At 70.6% G+C, this 14,878-nt stretch carries 13 protein-coding genes; 5 read left to right on the forward strand and 8 right to left on the reverse strand.

The genetic code is table 11. The features are described 5' to 3' along the window. Window positions 1-251 precede the first annotated feature (251 nt). Complete coding sequence (locus ACFY2X_RS26575; protein ID WP_389942598.1) at window positions 252-1,925, forward strand: penicillin-binding transpeptidase domain-containing protein; 1,674 nt, start codon at window positions 252-254, stop codon at window positions 1,923-1,925. Window positions 1,926-2,006: 81 nt separating this feature from the next. Here the strand turns inward: ACFY2X_RS26575 and ACFY2X_RS26580 are convergent, their stop codons facing one another. Next, window positions 2,007-2,909 (reverse strand): LysR family transcriptional regulator, encoded by a 903-nt coding sequence (locus tag ACFY2X_RS26580; protein ID WP_389942601.1) that lies wholly within the window; start codon window positions 2,907-2,909, stop codon window positions 2,007-2,009. A gap of 331 nt (window positions 2,910-3,240) precedes the next feature. Between ACFY2X_RS26580 and ACFY2X_RS26585 the strand changes: the two genes are divergently transcribed. Next, window positions 3,241-3,708: a hypothetical protein gene (locus tag ACFY2X_RS26585; RefSeq protein WP_389942604.1), complete on the forward strand. Its 468-nt coding sequence runs from the start codon at window positions 3,241-3,243 to the stop codon at window positions 3,706-3,708. A gap of 229 nt (window positions 3,709-3,937) precedes the next feature. Here the strand turns inward: ACFY2X_RS26585 and ACFY2X_RS26590 are convergent, their stop codons facing one another. The 7 genes from ACFY2X_RS26590 to ACFY2X_RS26620 all read right to left on the reverse strand — a co-directional run bounded on the left by ACFY2X_RS26590 (window position 3,938) and on the right by ACFY2X_RS26620 (window position 13,282). After that, the gene (locus ACFY2X_RS26590) at window positions 3,938-4,558 is read right to left on the reverse strand and encodes an FMN reductase (RefSeq protein ID WP_389942607.1); all 621 of its coding nucleotides are present in this window, start codon (window positions 4,556-4,558) and stop codon (window positions 3,938-3,940) included. 44 nt (window positions 4,559-4,602) lie between these two features. Next, complete coding sequence (locus ACFY2X_RS26595) at window positions 4,603-5,742, reverse strand: LLM class flavin-dependent oxidoreductase (protein ID WP_389942956.1); 1,140 nt, start codon at window positions 5,740-5,742, stop codon at window positions 4,603-4,605. Between the two features lie 109 nt (window positions 5,743-5,851). After that, entirely contained in the window at window positions 5,852-8,023 is a 2,172-nt protein-coding gene (locus ACFY2X_RS26600) for a hypothetical protein (protein WP_389942610.1), read from the reverse strand. A 128-nt stretch (window positions 8,024-8,151) separates the two neighbouring features. Continuing rightward, on the reverse strand, window positions 8,152-9,879 hold the full coding sequence (locus ACFY2X_RS26605) for an ABC transporter permease subunit (protein ID WP_389942613.1): 1,728 nt from the start codon (window positions 9,877-9,879) through the stop codon (window positions 8,152-8,154). Then, window positions 9,876-11,111 carry a hypothetical protein gene (locus ACFY2X_RS26610; protein ID WP_389942616.1) on the reverse strand — a complete coding sequence of 412 codons (1,236 nt, stop codon included), beginning with the start codon at window positions 11,109-11,111 and terminating at the stop codon, window positions 9,876-9,878. Before ACFY2X_RS26610 ends, ACFY2X_RS26605 begins: the two co-directional genes overlap by 4 nt. Next, a complete protein-coding gene (locus tag ACFY2X_RS26615) occupies window positions 11,101-11,745 on the reverse strand; it encodes an ATP-binding cassette domain-containing protein (RefSeq protein WP_389942618.1) in 645 nt (214 codons plus the stop codon). The genes ACFY2X_RS26610 and ACFY2X_RS26615 overlap by 11 nt, the downstream gene beginning before the upstream one ends. A gap of 310 nt (window positions 11,746-12,055) precedes the next feature. Beyond that, on the reverse strand, window positions 12,056-13,282 hold the full coding sequence (locus ACFY2X_RS26620) for an MFS transporter (protein ID WP_389942620.1): 1,227 nt from the start codon (window positions 13,280-13,282) through the stop codon (window positions 12,056-12,058). A gap of 51 nt (window positions 13,283-13,333) precedes the next feature. Between ACFY2X_RS26620 and pip the strand changes: the two genes are divergently transcribed. The 3 genes from pip (at window position 13,334) to ACFY2X_RS26635 (ending at window position 14,824) form a co-directional block, all read left to right on the forward strand. After that, entirely contained in the window at window positions 13,334-14,293 is a 960-nt protein-coding gene (pip, locus tag ACFY2X_RS26625) for a prolyl aminopeptidase (RefSeq protein ID WP_389942623.1), read from the forward strand. 191 nt (window positions 14,294-14,484) lie between these two features. Continuing rightward, entirely contained in the window at window positions 14,485-14,676 is a 192-nt protein-coding gene (locus tag ACFY2X_RS26630) for a hypothetical protein (RefSeq protein WP_389942626.1), read from the forward strand. Between the two features lie 4 nt (window positions 14,677-14,680). Continuing rightward, window positions 14,681-14,824, forward strand: coding sequence for a hypothetical protein (locus ACFY2X_RS26635; protein ID WP_389942628.1), 144 nt, complete (start codon window positions 14,681-14,683; stop codon window positions 14,822-14,824). The last annotated feature ends 54 nt before the right edge of the window (window positions 14,825-14,878 follow it).

The following is a 14,878-nucleotide window of genomic DNA, read 5'->3' on the forward strand; positions in this document are numbered from 1 at the left end:
CCACCCGGCCTGAGAATCCGAACCTCTCAACCTGATCGAAGGGGCCGGACTTCCGGTCTGGCCGGGGCCGGTTGCCGTCGGCCGGCAGGAGGGGCCGGACCCCCTCGTCCGGCGGGGCGGATCTCGGGGTGATCATGATGCCCGCTGGCCGGATCCGGCCAGCGGGTCAAGAGTCTGGTTCGCTGCGGGTCGCCACCTTTACGATCTTGTATCTGACATGCACCCGTGGAAAACCAGGGGGAGTGGACGGTATGCGTAGTCGATGGCTCCTCGCCCTGATCGCCCTGGTGGTCGCGATCGTCGCTGTCAGCACGTATGGGCTGGTGACCGCTCTGAACGCCGTGGTGGCCGCACCGGAACCCGGCTTCTCCGAGGGGACGACCGAGAAGCCGCCTTTTACCCCGACGCCCACCTCCCCCCTGACTCCGGCCCCGCCCATCTCTCCCGCCCCGGTTTCGCCTGCTTCCTCTCTCACGCCGCCCCCGGCAGCCACGCCCACTTCCGCGCCGGCCTCGCCTGGCGGTCCCGAACTGACCGCGGCGAGCTATTTCGCCGCCTGGCAGGCCGGCGACATCCCTTCCATGCTCGGCCTGGTCGCCGACCCGCCCGCCGACTTCGCCGCGCGGCACCGGCGGTTCGACACCGAGCTGCGGGTCTCCTCGCTGTCCCTCACCCCGGGTGAACTGCGCCGCCAGGGCGGAGAGGCTGCCGAGGTGTCCTTCCGGGGAGTGCGGGAGGTGAGGGGGCTGGGCCGGTGGGAGTTCTCGTCGGTCCTGGGCCTGGCGCTGCGGTCCGGCGCCTGGAAGGTGCTCTGGACCCCGGAGACGCTGCACCCCTCGCTCAGGAACGGCGGAAGCCTGCGGCTCAGGGAGACCCAGGTCCGCAGGCCGGCCGCGCTCACCCGCGAAGGCCTGCCGTTCCCGCGAGACAGCAGGGCGGATGACTACCGTGACTACCTCACCGGGCTGGGCGGCACGGCGATCAACCTGACCCTGGAGGAAGTGCCCTCGGGCCGGGCGCTGCTGACCTCCCCGAATCCGCCGCCCACGGGGAAGCGGAGCACGATCTCCCGGTCCGTGCAGGCCGCCGCCGCGCGGGCCCTGGACGGTGTCGGACGGCCCGCCGCGATCGTGGCCGTGGACATCCAGAGCAGGCAGGTGCGCGCGGTGGCGGACACGCTGGGCGCCCGAGGAGCGTTCAACGGCCTCTACCCGCCGGGCTCGACGTTCAAGGTGGTGACCGCCGCGGCGCTGCTCCGCACCGGCCTGACTCCGGACTCGCCGGTCGCGTGCCCGATGACCTACAACCCTCCGGGCGCCAGGTCCTTCAGCAACGCCGACGGCATCGATCACGGCACCGTGTCTCTCACCACGGCCTTCGCGCTCTCCTGCAACACCACCTTCGTCCAGCAGACCTACGAGCGGCTGCGTGACGACCGTCTGCGCGCCGAGGCCGCCGACCGGTTCGGATTCCGGGAGAAGCCCGGTTTGAGCTCCTGCCGGATCAGGCCGTCGGAAAACCCGGACCAGTTGGGCGCCGACGCCATCGGCCAGAACTCGGTGCAGGCCAGCCCGCTCTGCATGGCCGAGGTCGCCGCCGCGGCCGCGAGCGGCGTCTGGAAACCCGCGATCATGACCGCCGACCCCTCTCCTGACCTGCCGCCTCCGGTGCCGCTCGACGAGGGCGTGGCCGCCGGCCTGCGCGCGATGATGGGCGCCGTGGTCACCCAGGGCACGGCCGCCCAGGCCGGCCTGCCGCCCGGCACGGCCGGTAAGACCGGCACCGCCGAGGTCAAGGACGCCGAGGATCACGCCTGGTTCATCGGCTATCGCGGTCCTCTGGCCTTCGCGGTGTTCGTCCAGAACGGTGGAAGCGGCGGCAGGGTGGCGGCGCCGATCGCCGCGAGGTTTCTGAAGGCCCTGTAGCCGGATCGGCCGCTGCCGTACGCGGAAGTCACCGGTGCACACGTGTCACACGTGTCACACGTGTCACACGTGTCACACGTGTCACACGTGGAAGTCGCCGGCCACGGCGCGGCAGTGGCGGGCGAAGGTGTCCAGAAGCACGTTGTGGACGTTCTTCGGCCAGGCCAGGGCCAGGACGCACGGTTCGACGTCGGCGAGCGGGACCCAGGCCAGGTGCGGGTGTTTGTAGTAGTCGGCGTACGAGGCCGGGCCGATCATCACACCGCGATGGTCGGCGATCAACTGAAGGCATTCCTCGGTCGTCCGCCCCTCCGGCCCGTAGACCGGCTTGCCGCCGTCGGGACGCGGATCGACCAGCCAGAAGCGGGTGACCTCCGAGGGCAGGCGCGAATGCGCTCCCACGAACGGTTCGTCCGCCACCTCGGGGATCGTCACGCTCTCCCTTCCGGCGAGCGGGTGATCGGGTGGTAGCGCGAGCAGCCGGGGCTCCGCCTCGATCTCCACGGCGTTCAGCCGGTCGTCGCCCAGGGGAAGCCAGATGAGAGCGCCGTCCACATGGCCGGTCATCATGAGCTCCACCTCTTCCCGCAGGACGGAGACCGACGTCATCTCGATCTCGATCCCGGGAGCCTCCTGCCGCATGTTCGCCACCGCTTCCGGCAGGAAGTGGGCGGTGGTCTGCGGCTTGCACGCGATCCTGAGCAGTCCGGACTGTCCCTGCTTCACCAGCCGGAGCTCCGCGAGCATCTTGTCCGCGATGGCCAGCATCTCCGCTCCGAGCTGGGCCACCACCTTCCCGCCCGAGGTCAGCTCTACCCCCCGTGAGGTCCGGGTGAGCAGTTCTGTCCCGGCGAGGCGTTCGAGCTGGTGGATCTGGCCGCTGATCGCCTGCTGGGTCACGTGCAGCTGGGTCGCGGCCTTGGTCATGCTGCCCTCTTCGGCGACGACGCGAAGCACCTCCACCAATCGCAGGTTCAAATCCATGACACTCTGTCCTCCCGGACGAGCACGTGTTCACCGACAGCATCTCATCGGTCCGGGATTCAGGACGGTTCCCCGATCCGGAAGGCGCGGCCTTCGATCGGAGTGCTTTTGCCTCTCGTCAGCCTTTCTTTGGCTGATTTCGAATTCGCGCTCGTCGGCTTGCCGTATGGATTGCGATTGTTTTGTTATCCGGTTACCCACAAGCGCTGATTGTTCCCACCTCAGGAATAATTTGTTTCCGATCTTCTCTTGTGTCCGTTCATCATGGGGAACGGATAGCTGGAAAGCTCCTGTGTCGGCATGGGAGTGACCGACGACATTGGGGAATCAGGTGGTTGCAGAACCGGACCGGACGCAGGTGAACTACGCGATCCTGGATCAGAGATATCGCGCCATTCAGTGGCAGCTGCTGGTGGCCCTGGCCGCCGGTCTCGCTGTCGGGGGAGCGGGCGCGGCTCTGACCGGTCAAGTTCCGGCGTCGGTGCTCGCGGTCTACGCTTCCGTGGCCTGTTTCCTGCTCGTCGCCGTCGTGGGAAGCCTCGCCACAGGACTGGGCTGGGCGCTGGCCAACTCCGCGCTCGCGACCATGGGCATCCTCATGGGAAAACTCTCCGTCGTGATGATCCTCGGCGGGGTCTCCTCTCTGAGACTGACCGGCGTACGGCTGGACATCGGCATCCTGATGTGGGCCACGATCGGCGTCCTGGCCTATCTGATACGGCGCAAGGGCATCCCGTTCGGGCGAGAATGGTGCGACGCCCATGGCCTTCGTAACCGTTCCGCGCGATCGAGAAGCTGACGGGCCGGCCCGGTGACCGCGAGCGCCCGTTGATCCGGGCGCGTGCCGGTGCCCGCGACTCCGGCACGGATCGGTGTGACATCGAGGTGCTTCAGCGTGCTGGTCACGCGGCCCGCTTCCTGGAGGTGTCCCTGTCTGCTCAGGATTTGTCTGGTCGGAGTCTGTCCGCTCAAGACTTGTCTGGTCAGGGTCTGTCTGCTCAGGGCCTGCCTGGTCGGGGTCTGCCTGGTCAGGACCGCAGCGCCGCCAGCTGCTGCTCGAACGGGATGACGGCGTCGATCCGCTCGGCGGGAGCGGGCCGGCGCGCCAGCAGGTCGGCCAGTTCCCCCGCCGCGCGGGCGATCCGGGCGGAGAGGCCGTCGGCGCCCGCGCTCCCGCCCGTTCCCCAGTCCTCGGACGCGGCATAGACGGCGGTGGGCACGACGAGCGCGCGCAGGTAGGCGAACAGCGGGCGCAGGGCGTGTTCGAGGGCGAGCGAGTGCCGCGCCGTACCACCGGTCGCCGCGATCAGCACGGGTTTTCCGTCAAGGGCGGTGTTGTCGATCACATCGAAGAACGACTTGAACAGGCCGCTGTAGGAGGCGGTGAAGATCGGCGTCACGGCGATGACGCCGTCCGCCTCCGTCACCGCCTCGATCGCTCCACGCAGCGCGGCGCCGGGGAAGCCGGTGACCAGGTTGTTGGCGATGTCGGTGGCGAGATCGCGCAGTTCGATCACGCGCACCTCGACCTCGCGCTCCTCGTCCGCCAGGCGCTGCCCGGTGGCCTCGGCCAGCCGATCGGCCAGCAGGCGCGTCGACGACGGCTGGCTGAGACCCGCCGAGACGACCACGAGCTTCAGGGGGCTCATCTGTTTCTCCTTCTTCTTTGCCGGTGCGCGGGAGAGGGCGCCGGTCAGGCCGGGGACCCGGCGGGGGCGGACGGCCGTGCGCCCGTCTCGGCCTCGGTGCCGGCGTCGCCGTTCAGGCGGGCGGCGACGAGCGCCGCGTGCGTGGGGGCGTCCGGCACGCCCGCGGGGCGGCGGGCGGCGAACTCCTTGCGCAGGACGGGCACGACCTCCTCGCCCAGAAGATCGAGCTGCTCAAGGACGGTCTTGAGCGGCAGCCCGGCGTGATCCATCAAGAACAGCTGGCGCTGGTAGTCGCCGAAGGAGTCCCGGAAGGTCAGGGTCTTGTCGATGACCTCCTGCGGGCTGCCTACGGTGAGCGGGGTCTGGTCGGTGAACTCCTCCAGGGACGGGCCGTGGCCGTAGACGGGCGCGTTGTCGAAGTAGGGGCGGAACTCGCGTACGGCGTCCTGGGAGTTCTTGCGCATGAACACCTGGCCGCCGAGCCCGACGATGGCCTGCTCCGGGGTGCCGTGGCCGTAGTGGGCGAAGCGCTGCCGGTACAGCTCGATCAGGCGGATGAAGTGCTCCTTGGGCCAGAAGATGTTGTTGGCGAAGAATCCGTCGCCGTAGTAGGCGGCCTGCTCGGCGATCTCCGGGCTGCGGATCGAGCCGTGCCAGACGAACGGCGCGACCCCGTCCAGCGGCCGGGGAGTGGAGGTGAAGCCCTGCAGCGGGGTGCGGAAGCGGCCTTCCCAGTCCACGACGTCCTTGCGCCACAGCTGGTGCAGCAGCGCGTAGTTCTCGATGGCCAACGGGATGCCCTGGCGGATGTCCTGCCCGAACCAGGGGTAGACCGGTCCGGTGTTGCCGCGGCCCAGCATCAGGTCGACGCGCCCGTCGGCCAGGTGCTGCAGCATCGCGTAGTCCTCGGCGATCTTGACCGGGTCGTTCGTGGTGATCAGGGTCGTGGCCGTGGAGAGAATGAGGCGTTCGGTCCGCGCGGCGATGTAGCCGAGCATGGTCGTCGGCGACGATGGCACGAAGGGCGGGTTGTGGTGCTCGCCGGTCGCGAAGACGTCGAGGCCGACCTCCTCGGCCTTGAGCGCGATGGCGACCATCGCCTTGATCCGCTCGTGCTCGCTCGGCGTCCTGCCCGTCGTGGGGTCGAGGGTGACATCGCCCACGGTGAAGATCCCGAACTGCATCGTGCTCACCATCCTCTTAACTGTTGAACTTTCAACCAGGCTCAACATCGCGGCGGGCGGATTATTCCTGACGGCCGGATCCTCATGATCGGCCGGACACCGGTACGGCCTATGCCGGGTCGTGAGACGCCTCAGGCGTGAAAGCACCGGCAGGCCGTAGGCTCTGCAACCGCCGCCGTATCTCGGTGACCTGGAGCGGCTCGGCGATTCCGTCCCACGGGGCGAGCGCGGCCAGTCCCTTCTCGCGTTGCGTCCGGGCGCTTTTCGGTTCCACCCGGGCGAGATGCAGCCGCGCCAGGGCGGTGCTCACCCCTGTCGCGGGAAGCCGTCGCAGGGCCGATCGAAGGAGCCTGGCGGCCTCCCTGCGGTTCGCCTCCGGCAGGGCCGCCGCCTGATGCATCTGGCAGCGGGCCTGGCCGATCGTGTCTCCCGACCGCTCGTACAGCCCGACCGCCTTCCTCCACTCGGTTGAGGCGTCGTGCGCTCGGCCCAGATACCAGTGAACAAGCGCCAGGAGCTCCTGGGCGTGGGCCTCCGCGTGCGTGTCGCCCGCCTGCCGCGCGATCCCGAGTGCCTGGACCAGGGTACCCAGGGCGTCCGCGTACAGGCGGTTCGCCTCGTCCGTCTTGCCCTCGAAGCCGCGGACCTGTCCCCGGCGCACCTGGAGGACGGCCATGTTGATCCACCGGGTGGCCTGTCCCGTGGTGTCTCCGCCCGGCAGGGCCTGGCCGTACTGCACCAGCGATGACTCCACCGCGGCGAACTCGTCGCCGGTCGCCAGCAGCGTCGCCGCCCGTGCCAGGTGGAGCTGGGCTGGCCAGGACTCGACGCCGGCCTGCAGCCCCGCCGCGTTGTCGAGATGCTCCTGCGCCACACGGGGCTCGCCCAGCACCAGGGCGATCAGGCACAGCCGCAGCTCGGCGGTCGCCCGGACATCCGCGTCGCCCAGGGCCTTGGCCGCGTGCGCCAGGGCGTGGGCGACCTCCCGCCTTTCCTTGTGACGCTGCTCCAGCGCGAACCACACCTCCAGGGCGTCCGCGATCCGCCACAGCGGACCGGCCGCCCACGCGGGCGGCCGGCGCATCCTCAGTATCTGCAGCAACGCCCTGTCCTCGGTGCCGAACCAGCCCCACGCCTCCTCCCGGGGGAGCCGCTCGGCGAAGAAGTCGGCCCGATCCGCGAAGCGCTCCACCAGGCGCTGCCATGCCGCCTCCCAGTCCTCCGGCGGCGTCACGATCGTGCGGGCGGCGTCCACCACGCGGATCCGGGACTCCCTCACCTTCTCCACCAGGCCGTGCTGGCCCAGCTCTTCCATCGCCTGCTTGACGTCACGCTCCGCGCCGCCGGCGAGGGCGACGGCCTCGTCGAGCCCGAGTTCGGCGATCGGCGTGCGGGCGAGCAACGCCAGCAGCCGCCGCGCCGCGGGCCTCACACGCCGCAGCTGCATGGCGAGCAGCGTCTGGAGCGCGTGGTCGTGGGCCCCCTGCTCCAGGTCGGCGACCAGCGCCGCTATCGGAACCTGCGGGTTCTCGGCAAGCCAGCGGCCGATCCCGACCGCGATCGCGGGCCTGCGCAGGAACAGAGCCGCCAGCCTGCCCGTCGCGACGGGATCGGCCTCGATCCGGTCGGCCGCGATCTGCGAGCGCAGCAACGTCACCCCGTCGTCCATGGTCAGGAGACCGACCTGGACGACCGCCACATCCGTCGGAATCGCGTCGTCCGGGCTCGTCCGGAGATCCCCGGCGATGATCAACCAGCTCCCGGGCACGTAACGGGGGAGCCATGCCACCTGGCTCCATCGCTCGACGTTGTCGAGGAGCAGGACGTGACCGGTGTCCCGGAGCGCGGCGAAGACCTCCTGCGCCGCGCCCTCCGTGCTCTCGATCGACCCCAGCGGGCGGCCGAGCGTCCGCAGCACCCGTTCCACCACGCTCAGCGTGTCTTCGGAGCTGTCCGGGTCCTGGCCGCGCAGGTCCGCGTAATGCTGCCGCTCGGGTTCCGGCACCAGCCTCCACCCCGCGTTGACGGCCAGCGCGGAGGTGCCCAGCCCGGCCACGCCCCGCACCGCGACCAGACCCCGCTCCAGGGCCCGGTCGACCGCTTCCTCCACCTCGGCGTCCCTTCCGATCAGCGGTTCGACCCGCGGGGGGAGCCGCCGGGGCGTCACCGGTGGAGGCGCGGGGGTGCGGCGTCCGCGCAGCCATCGGATGGAGAGCAGCGCCAGGGCCACGGCGAGGGCGAGCCCGGGAGGGACCGCCGGCAGGAGAAGATCGAACGCCATCTCAATGATGATGGCCGTCCCCATCGCGGGGCCGAACGAGACTATGGCGGCCAGGAGTTCCCTGCGATTTCTCGGCAGCCTCGGCCGTGGCCTGTCCGGTTCCCGGGACGATTCCGGGGGACGGGAACTCATCGGCGAACCCCCTGCGTCAGCCCCCGGACCAGCCACCTGCCGGTCGCCGCCAGTAGGAGCGCGGGCACGGCGGTCATCATGACCCCCTGGGCCGCCAGCCCGCCGGCGGAGGTCGCGAAGTAACGCGCCTGCTGGAGCAGGGCCAGCGGCGCCTGGTCGGCCGCCGGCCAGTTCAGGAGCAGGCCGACGACCAGGTCGTTCCACACGAGCACGAACGACATCACCGCCACCGTCACCACCGCGGGACCGCTCTCGACCATCACCTGGACCATCGCGGAACGTCCTTCGGCCAGTGGCCGCAGCACCACCGGCCGCGGCACCGACATGAACGCGTTGCGCAGCAGCAGCACCCCCAGAGGCAACATCAGCGCGGCGTGCACGAAGCCCAGGATCACGATGCTGCCCAGCGACGCGCCCAGCACCTTTCCGAGCGGTACGGCCAGCACCTGCGGAGGCAGCACCGCGAGCACGACCGCCACCGCCGCGACGACTCGCCGCGTACGGCGAGGCAGCCGCTCGTGTGTCAGGGCATAGGCGGCAGGCATGGCTGTCAGCAGGACGACGGCGGCGACCAGCAGTCCGCGCTGTGCCGTGGAGCTCAGCGCACCGGCGAAGAAGCCGCCGTCGAGCGCCTCGCCGTACGATCCCAGGCCGTAGCCTCCGGTCCACCACCCGGATGTGGCCACCGCGTCCGGGGCTCGGAACGAGGTGAGCACCAGAACGGCGAAGGGGAACGCCCAGGCCACTGTTATCACCGCGGACATGACGCGGAGGGGCCACCGGGGACGCCTCGCCGTGGGTGTGTGCGGTCGTTCCCGTCGCTGTCCCGTCTCCGGCCAGTCCCGGCGCAGCCGCCACAGCACGAGCAGCACCACCGCGGCGGCCATCGCGGACAACACGACCGCGAGCGCCGACGCCCGCCCGTCTCCGAGATCGTCGCGGCGGCGCCACCAGAAAAGCCCCGCCACGTCCACCTCGGACTGGATCGAACCCGGTGCGCCCACCAGGACCAGGTCGAACACGCGGACGGCGGCGGTGAGCACGATCAGCATCACCAGCGCCGCCGTGGGAAACAGCGCCGGCATCACCACCGTGCGAAGACGGCGGAGCCGTCCGGCGCCGAAGACGCGCCCGACACGCAGCAGGTCGGCGGGCACGTTGGCCAGGCCCACGTGGAAGACCAGGAACGCCAGCCCCGTCCACTGCCAGACGAAGGCCAGGCCGAGGACCAGCCAGATCCAGCCGGGGCCGGTGAAGAGCACGCGATCGGGCAGCAGGGCGTTCACCATGCCCCGGTGGGGGTCCGCGTCGAAGATCAGCCGGAAGGCCACCCCCGCCGTCAGCGGGGAGGTCACCGCGGGCAGTGTCAGCACGGTCAGCAGCAGCACTCGCAGCCGCGGTCCCGCGTCCCGGGCGAGCCAGGCGAGTCCGAGCCCGAGCGCGCAGACCGCCATCGCGAGCATCAGCCAGACGGCGTTGTGGAGCAGGGCCAGCCAGATCTCCTCGTCGGTCATGACGTCCAGGTAGTTGGCCGGGCCGTCGTCCCTGGTCAGGCTCGTCACGATGCTGGCGGCCAGCGGCGCGAGCAGGACGACGACCGCGAGCGTTACGGCGGGCAGTAGATGCCACCAGGCCCCCCAGCGGCCCTGGCCGTGCCACTTGGCCGGTGCGCGCATGTCGTGATGCGGTGTCACGTCGAAGAGGAAGGCGTCGCCGGGCGTCATGACGGCCTCCCCGACCCGCTCAGTGCCACCACTGCCCCCATCGCGCGGTCCACGGCCTGCTCGGGCGGCTGCCCGTCGACGGCGACCGCGGCGAACAGCTCGGTCAGGACTCGCCACAGGCCCTGGCCGTCCCCGCCGGCCAGCCCGCCCGTGAGCCGGTCGGAGAGATCGAACTCGATCGAGTCGTCTCGTTCCAGCTCCGGCACCAGACCCCGCACCGGCTGGGGGTAACCGCGGACGCTCTTGTTGAGCGACAGGAAACCCCCGGCGGCGGCCCAGCTTCCCAGCCGCTCGCTCGCGTCTTCGCCGGTGAGCCACTCCACGAACTTCCTGCCGCGATCCCCGCTCGACTCGAGCGCCACCACGGCGTCCCCTCCGACCACCACGGGCGGTGCCGGTCTGCCGCGAGGCCCGGGGAAGGAGAACCGCCAGGCCATCTGCCCGGGCGAGCGGTACCGGTCGATGACGGGCCAGGCGAAGTCGGGCGCGGCCAGCATGTCGGCGCGGCCGTACCGGAAGACGTCGAGGATCGAGTCGTGGAACTGTGTGACCAGCGCCTGCCGGCCCCCTCCGGGGACCAGGTCGCCGATGCCCCACAGCTCCGCCAGCCGGTTGAACGCCTCCCTGACGGAGTCGTGGCCCCAGTCCTGGGGCCTGCGATGCAGAGTGCTGTACGTCGCTCGGTCGATCCCGAGAAGAACGTTCTCGAACCAGTCGGTGAGCACCCAGCCGTCGGCCGCCGCGATGGCGAGCGGCGGGTGACCGTCCCTCGCGCGTTTCCGGCACAGCTCCAGCCATGTCTCCCAGCGGGCGGGCGGGTCCGGTACGGCCTCCGGCCGGTACCACACCAGTGACTTGTGCGCGACCTTGAACCAGGCGCCTTTGACCGCGCCGTCCGCTTCGCAGCGCATCAGGCTCTGCCAGTACGGAGGATCGGTGGAGGGGATGGTCTGCAGCCGGGCGCAGATGTCCGGGTCGTTCACCAGCCCGGGTCGTGGAACGATCGCCAGGTCGGGGGTGGCCGCCGGGGCGACCGGGTTTCTGAGCAGGGCGGCGATGTTGTCTCCGGCCGAATACACGACGACGGGTTCCCTTTCCAGGACCTTGCGGAAGCGCCCCAGCTCCCAGCCGCTCCACACCACCGCGATCCGCAGCGGGGGCTCGCCGCCGCACCCGGCGAGCCCGGCCGCGGCCAGGCCCGACAGGACGGCGAGGGCTTGTCTACGGTCCATCCGCATCGACGATCTCCCAGGAGACTGTGGGGGTACGGAGCATCTCGACCCGGTGCCTGTCGTCGCTCACCACCAGGACAGGCAGGTCCGGGTAGGCCTTCAGGCTCTCGCTCACCGCCGCGTGACAGGGGGTGTATCCGGTTCGGTCCTCGATCACCACGGCCCTCGCCGCCTGCCAGTGGCACATCGCCCGGGCGAGCGCCACCCGGAGCCTTTCGTCGGGGGAGAGGTCGTGCGGCCGCCAGCCGAGGAACCCGTGAAGGTTCAGCCGCCCGGCCACGTAGTTCACCTGCCCGCGCCGGAAGTCGTTTCGGCGGCGTCTGCGCACCCCGAATCCGATGTTCTGCTCGATCGTCAGATGAGGGAAAAGGCCGCCTCCGGCGGGAACCAGGGCGATGCCGCGCTCCTCGGAGGGCAGGGAGGTGATCTCACGGCCGGCGATCAGGATCCTGCCCTTGAGTGGCCACGCCTGCCCCAGCAGCACGTCGGTGAAGGTCTCGGCGTCGTCGGCGTCGTCGGCCAGCACGACCCCGGTCTGCGCGGCCTCGACGAGCAGATGGTCGGGCTTCAGGGTGCGCCGGCTCCCGTCATGCTCCCAGGAGAGGCCGTCCAACTGAAGCTGCAGTCCGGGCACGGATTCATCAGCTCCGGCAATGAATGAGGGGATGTCCTTACCTTCTATAACGCATCAAGATCCGACTTCGAAAGCTTTCCGATGGATTGCATCCGGTTCTCTCACCGGGGCGTGACTTTCGTGTGAAGACCAAAGGATCTTTCCCCGTGCCGTTCCAGGCGTGACGGCGAAGGCCGCCAGGGCCGGGCCGCGGGAATTCGCCGGGCGAGCGCCGGTTGACCGTTTCCCTGTGCGGCGCCTTCGCGCGCGGGGACGCTCGATCGCCTGGCCACCGTAGAGAAATTCGCTTTTTGTGCGCGTTAAGGGATTCTCAGGTCGCCTTGGCGGGCCGGGCGAAGACGAGCGCGACCGGGATCAACGCGGCGGTCAAGGCGAAGGCGGCCGGGTATCCGGTCCGCGCGGCGAGCACGCCGAAGGCGGCGGCGCCCAGTCCCATCCCCGCGTCGTAGGCGAGGTTCCACACGGCGCTGGCCGTGCCGTACGCGGAGGCGGGGACCCGCTCGAACATCAGCGTCAGGCTGGCGTTCTGGGCGATGCCGAAACCGACTCCGAACAGCGCCATCCCCGCCACCACCGCGACCGGGCTGGTGGTGAGGGCCGGTACGGCCATGCCGGCCGCGGTCAGGAGCACGCCGGGTGCCAGCAGCCGGCCCGCGCCGTTCCTGTCCGCGTGCCGCCCGGCCCACCAGCGGGCGAGGGTCGACGTGGCGGCCTGGGCGAACAGGGAGGCCGCCGCGAGGCCGCCGGACCCGGGGGGCAGGGCGACCGGCAGGAAGGTGGCGACGATCCCCGCGGCTGTCGCGGCGGCCGAGAAGACGATCGAGGGCCGGACCAGGGCGGGGACGCGCAGCCCGGCCAGGACACCGAGCGGTTGCCGTACCCGTGTCCGCGATCCCGGCCGTGGCGTGCGCGCGGGAAGGGCGGGCACCGCCGCCAGCCCGGCAAGGGCGGCCAGTGCTCCGGCGGTGAACACCGGCGTGTATCCGATCCTCTCGGCGAGCCAGATGCCCAGCGGCAGTGCGATGACCGCCGGCACCCCGACGACGACGCCGTGCAGGCCCAGCCCCTCACCGCGGCGCTCGGGCGGGACCAGCGTGGCCACCAGCGCGCCGCCGAGAACGGCGGTGATCGCGAATCCCGCACCGCGCAGGACGCACACGGCCATGACCGTCGCCGTGCTCGCCGAGCCGGGCAACATCAGCGCCGGAACCCCGAGGAGCGCCAGACCTGCCGCCATAGCCGCCCGGTACCCGAACCTGGAGGCCAGGCGGGGGGCGCACAGTTCGGCGACCACCGTGGAGGCCATCAGGACGCCGGTGGTCAGCCCCGCGCCCATCCCGCCCGCGCCGATCGAGGAGGCGTACAGCGGGACGGCCGACAGCAGCAGGGAGAAGCTCGTCCCCGCGCCGAAGCTGGACAGGAAGACCATGGCCAGGGGCCCGGTGAGGAGCCGTGGCGGCGGTACGGCGGCCGCGGTGTGTCCCGCCGAGGGGGTGGCCGGGTCGGTCATGGGGGTGGCGAGGTCGGGGGAGTCCACCCCCATAATGTAACAGCGCTGTTGTATTTTTGCCGAAGAAGGGATCATGGCATGGCTGAGCTCTACCCCCCGATCGAGCCGTACGACCATGGAATGCTCGACACCGGTGACGGCAACCTCATCTACTGGGAGGTCTGCGGCAACCCGGAGGGCAAGCCCGCACTCGTCGTGCACGGCGGGCCCGGCTCGGGGTGTTCCACCGGCATCCGCCGGTATTTCGACCCCGGCCGTTACCGGGTGGTCCTGTTCGACCAGCGCAACTGCGGACGCAGCACGCCGCACGCCAGCGACCCCGCCGCCGACATGAGCCGCAACACCACCGAGCACCTGCTCGCCGACATGGAGCGGCTGCGCGAGCACCTCGGTGTCGACCGCTGGCTGCTGTTCGGTGGCTCGTGGGGCTCCACCCTGATCCTCGCCTACGCCGAGCGCCACCCGGAGCGGGTGTCGGAGATCGTCATCGCCGGCGTCACCACGACCCGGCGCTCGGAGATCGACTGGCTCTACCGGGGCGTGGGGCGCTTCTTCCCCGGGGAATGGGACCGGTTCCGCTCCGGGCTTCCCGAGGCCGACCGCGACGGCGACCTCGTCGCGGCCTACGCGCGCCTGATGGAGAGCCCCGACCCCGAGGTGCGGTCGAAGGCCGCGATCGACTGGTGCGCGTGGGAGGACGCGGTCGTCTCCCTGGAGCCGAACGGCGCGCCGAACCCCTACAGCGACGGTGCGCCGGCCGACCTGCTGGCGCTCGTACGGATCTGCTCGCACTACTTCGCGCACGGCGCGTGGCTGGAGGAGGGAGTCCTGCTGCGTGACGCGGGCCGCCTGGCCGGCATTCCCGGTGTGCTGATCCACGGCCGCCTCGACCTGAGCAGCCCGTCCGACACCGCCTGGGAGCTCGCCCGCGCCTGGCCCGACGCGGAGCTGATCGTCATCGGTGACTCGGGGCACACGGGCAGCGACACGATGCGCGAGCAGATGCGCGGCGCGCTCGACCGGTTCGCCGGCCGATGAGCTGACATCGGAGAAAGACGGCTACGGCCGCCCGCGCCGTTGCCATCCGCGCGGGCGGCTGCCGGCCACCGCCCGGGGCTTCGGCCAGGGCCTTCAGGCCATCGGCCGGTGTGGCGCAAGCCGTGCGGGGAAACGCTGCGACTACGCGGACCTGCCGGTCCAGACGGCGGCCGGGCGGCGTTCGTGCCGGTTTGGAAGACGACGCGAGGCTCCGGCGCGTCGCCGATGCGTACGAGTCGAAGTATGGCAGCGACTGGCACTTCGAGGTACGCGACGGCGCCTTCCACGGCGAGGAGGTCGAGGCCCTGGTGTACGAGGTCGTCCCCGTGACGGCCTTCGGCTTCCGCAAGGGAGAGTTCAGCCAGACCCGCTGGCGCTTCTAGGCCGATGTGCGCGACAGATCCGACGGGCGCGCCGCTGGAGTGGTCGGAGGACCGCTACCTGCCGGGCACGGTCGCGTTCACGGTGCATAACTCGGTGGCGACGACGACCCTGTCGCGGCGCCGTGGCCAGGGAGCCCCCGGCGTATAGCCGTGTCTTATTTATTGTGATATCGGGCAATTAAATGCTTATTGTCGTTTGGCG

Source organism: Streptosporangium sp. NPDC000396 (assembly GCF_042898655.1).
Classification (GTDB): Bacteria; Actinomycetota; Actinomycetes; order Streptosporangiales; family Streptosporangiaceae; genus Streptosporangium.

What these genes read in the sequence shown, in the direction of transcription:
- ACFY2X_RS26575 (WP_389942598.1), top strand. Translation starts at nt 252, where the DNA reads ATGCGTAGTCGATGGCTCCTCGCCCTGATCGCCCTGGTGGTCGCGATC.
- ACFY2X_RS26580 (WP_389942601.1), bottom strand. Translation starts at nt 2,909, where the DNA reads ATGGATTTGAACCTGCGATTGGTGGAGGTGCTTCGCGTCGTCGCCGAA.
- ACFY2X_RS26590 (WP_389942607.1), bottom strand. Translation starts at nt 4,558, where the DNA reads ATGAGCCCCCTGAAGCTCGTGGTCGTCTCGGCGGGTCTCAGCCAGCCG.
- ACFY2X_RS26595 (WP_389942956.1), bottom strand. Translation starts at nt 5,742, where the DNA reads ATGCAGTTCGGGATCTTCACCGTGGGCGATGTCACCCTCGACCCCACG.
- ACFY2X_RS26600 (WP_389942610.1), bottom strand. Translation starts at nt 8,023, where the DNA reads ATGGCGTTCGATCTTCTCCTGCCGGCGGTCCCTCCCGGGCTCGCCCTC.
- ACFY2X_RS26605 (WP_389942613.1), bottom strand. Translation starts at nt 9,879, where the DNA reads ATGACGCCCGGCGACGCCTTCCTCTTCGACGTGACACCGCATCACGAC.
- ACFY2X_RS26610 (WP_389942616.1), bottom strand. Translation starts at nt 11,111, where the DNA reads ATGGACCGTAGACAAGCCCTCGCCGTCCTGTCGGGCCTGGCCGCGGCC.
- pip (WP_389942623.1), top strand. Translation starts at nt 13,334, where the DNA reads ATGGCTGAGCTCTACCCCCCGATCGAGCCGTACGACCATGGAATGCTC.
- ACFY2X_RS26635 (WP_389942628.1), top strand. Translation starts at nt 14,681, where the DNA reads ATGTGCGCGACAGATCCGACGGGCGCGCCGCTGGAGTGGTCGGAGGAC.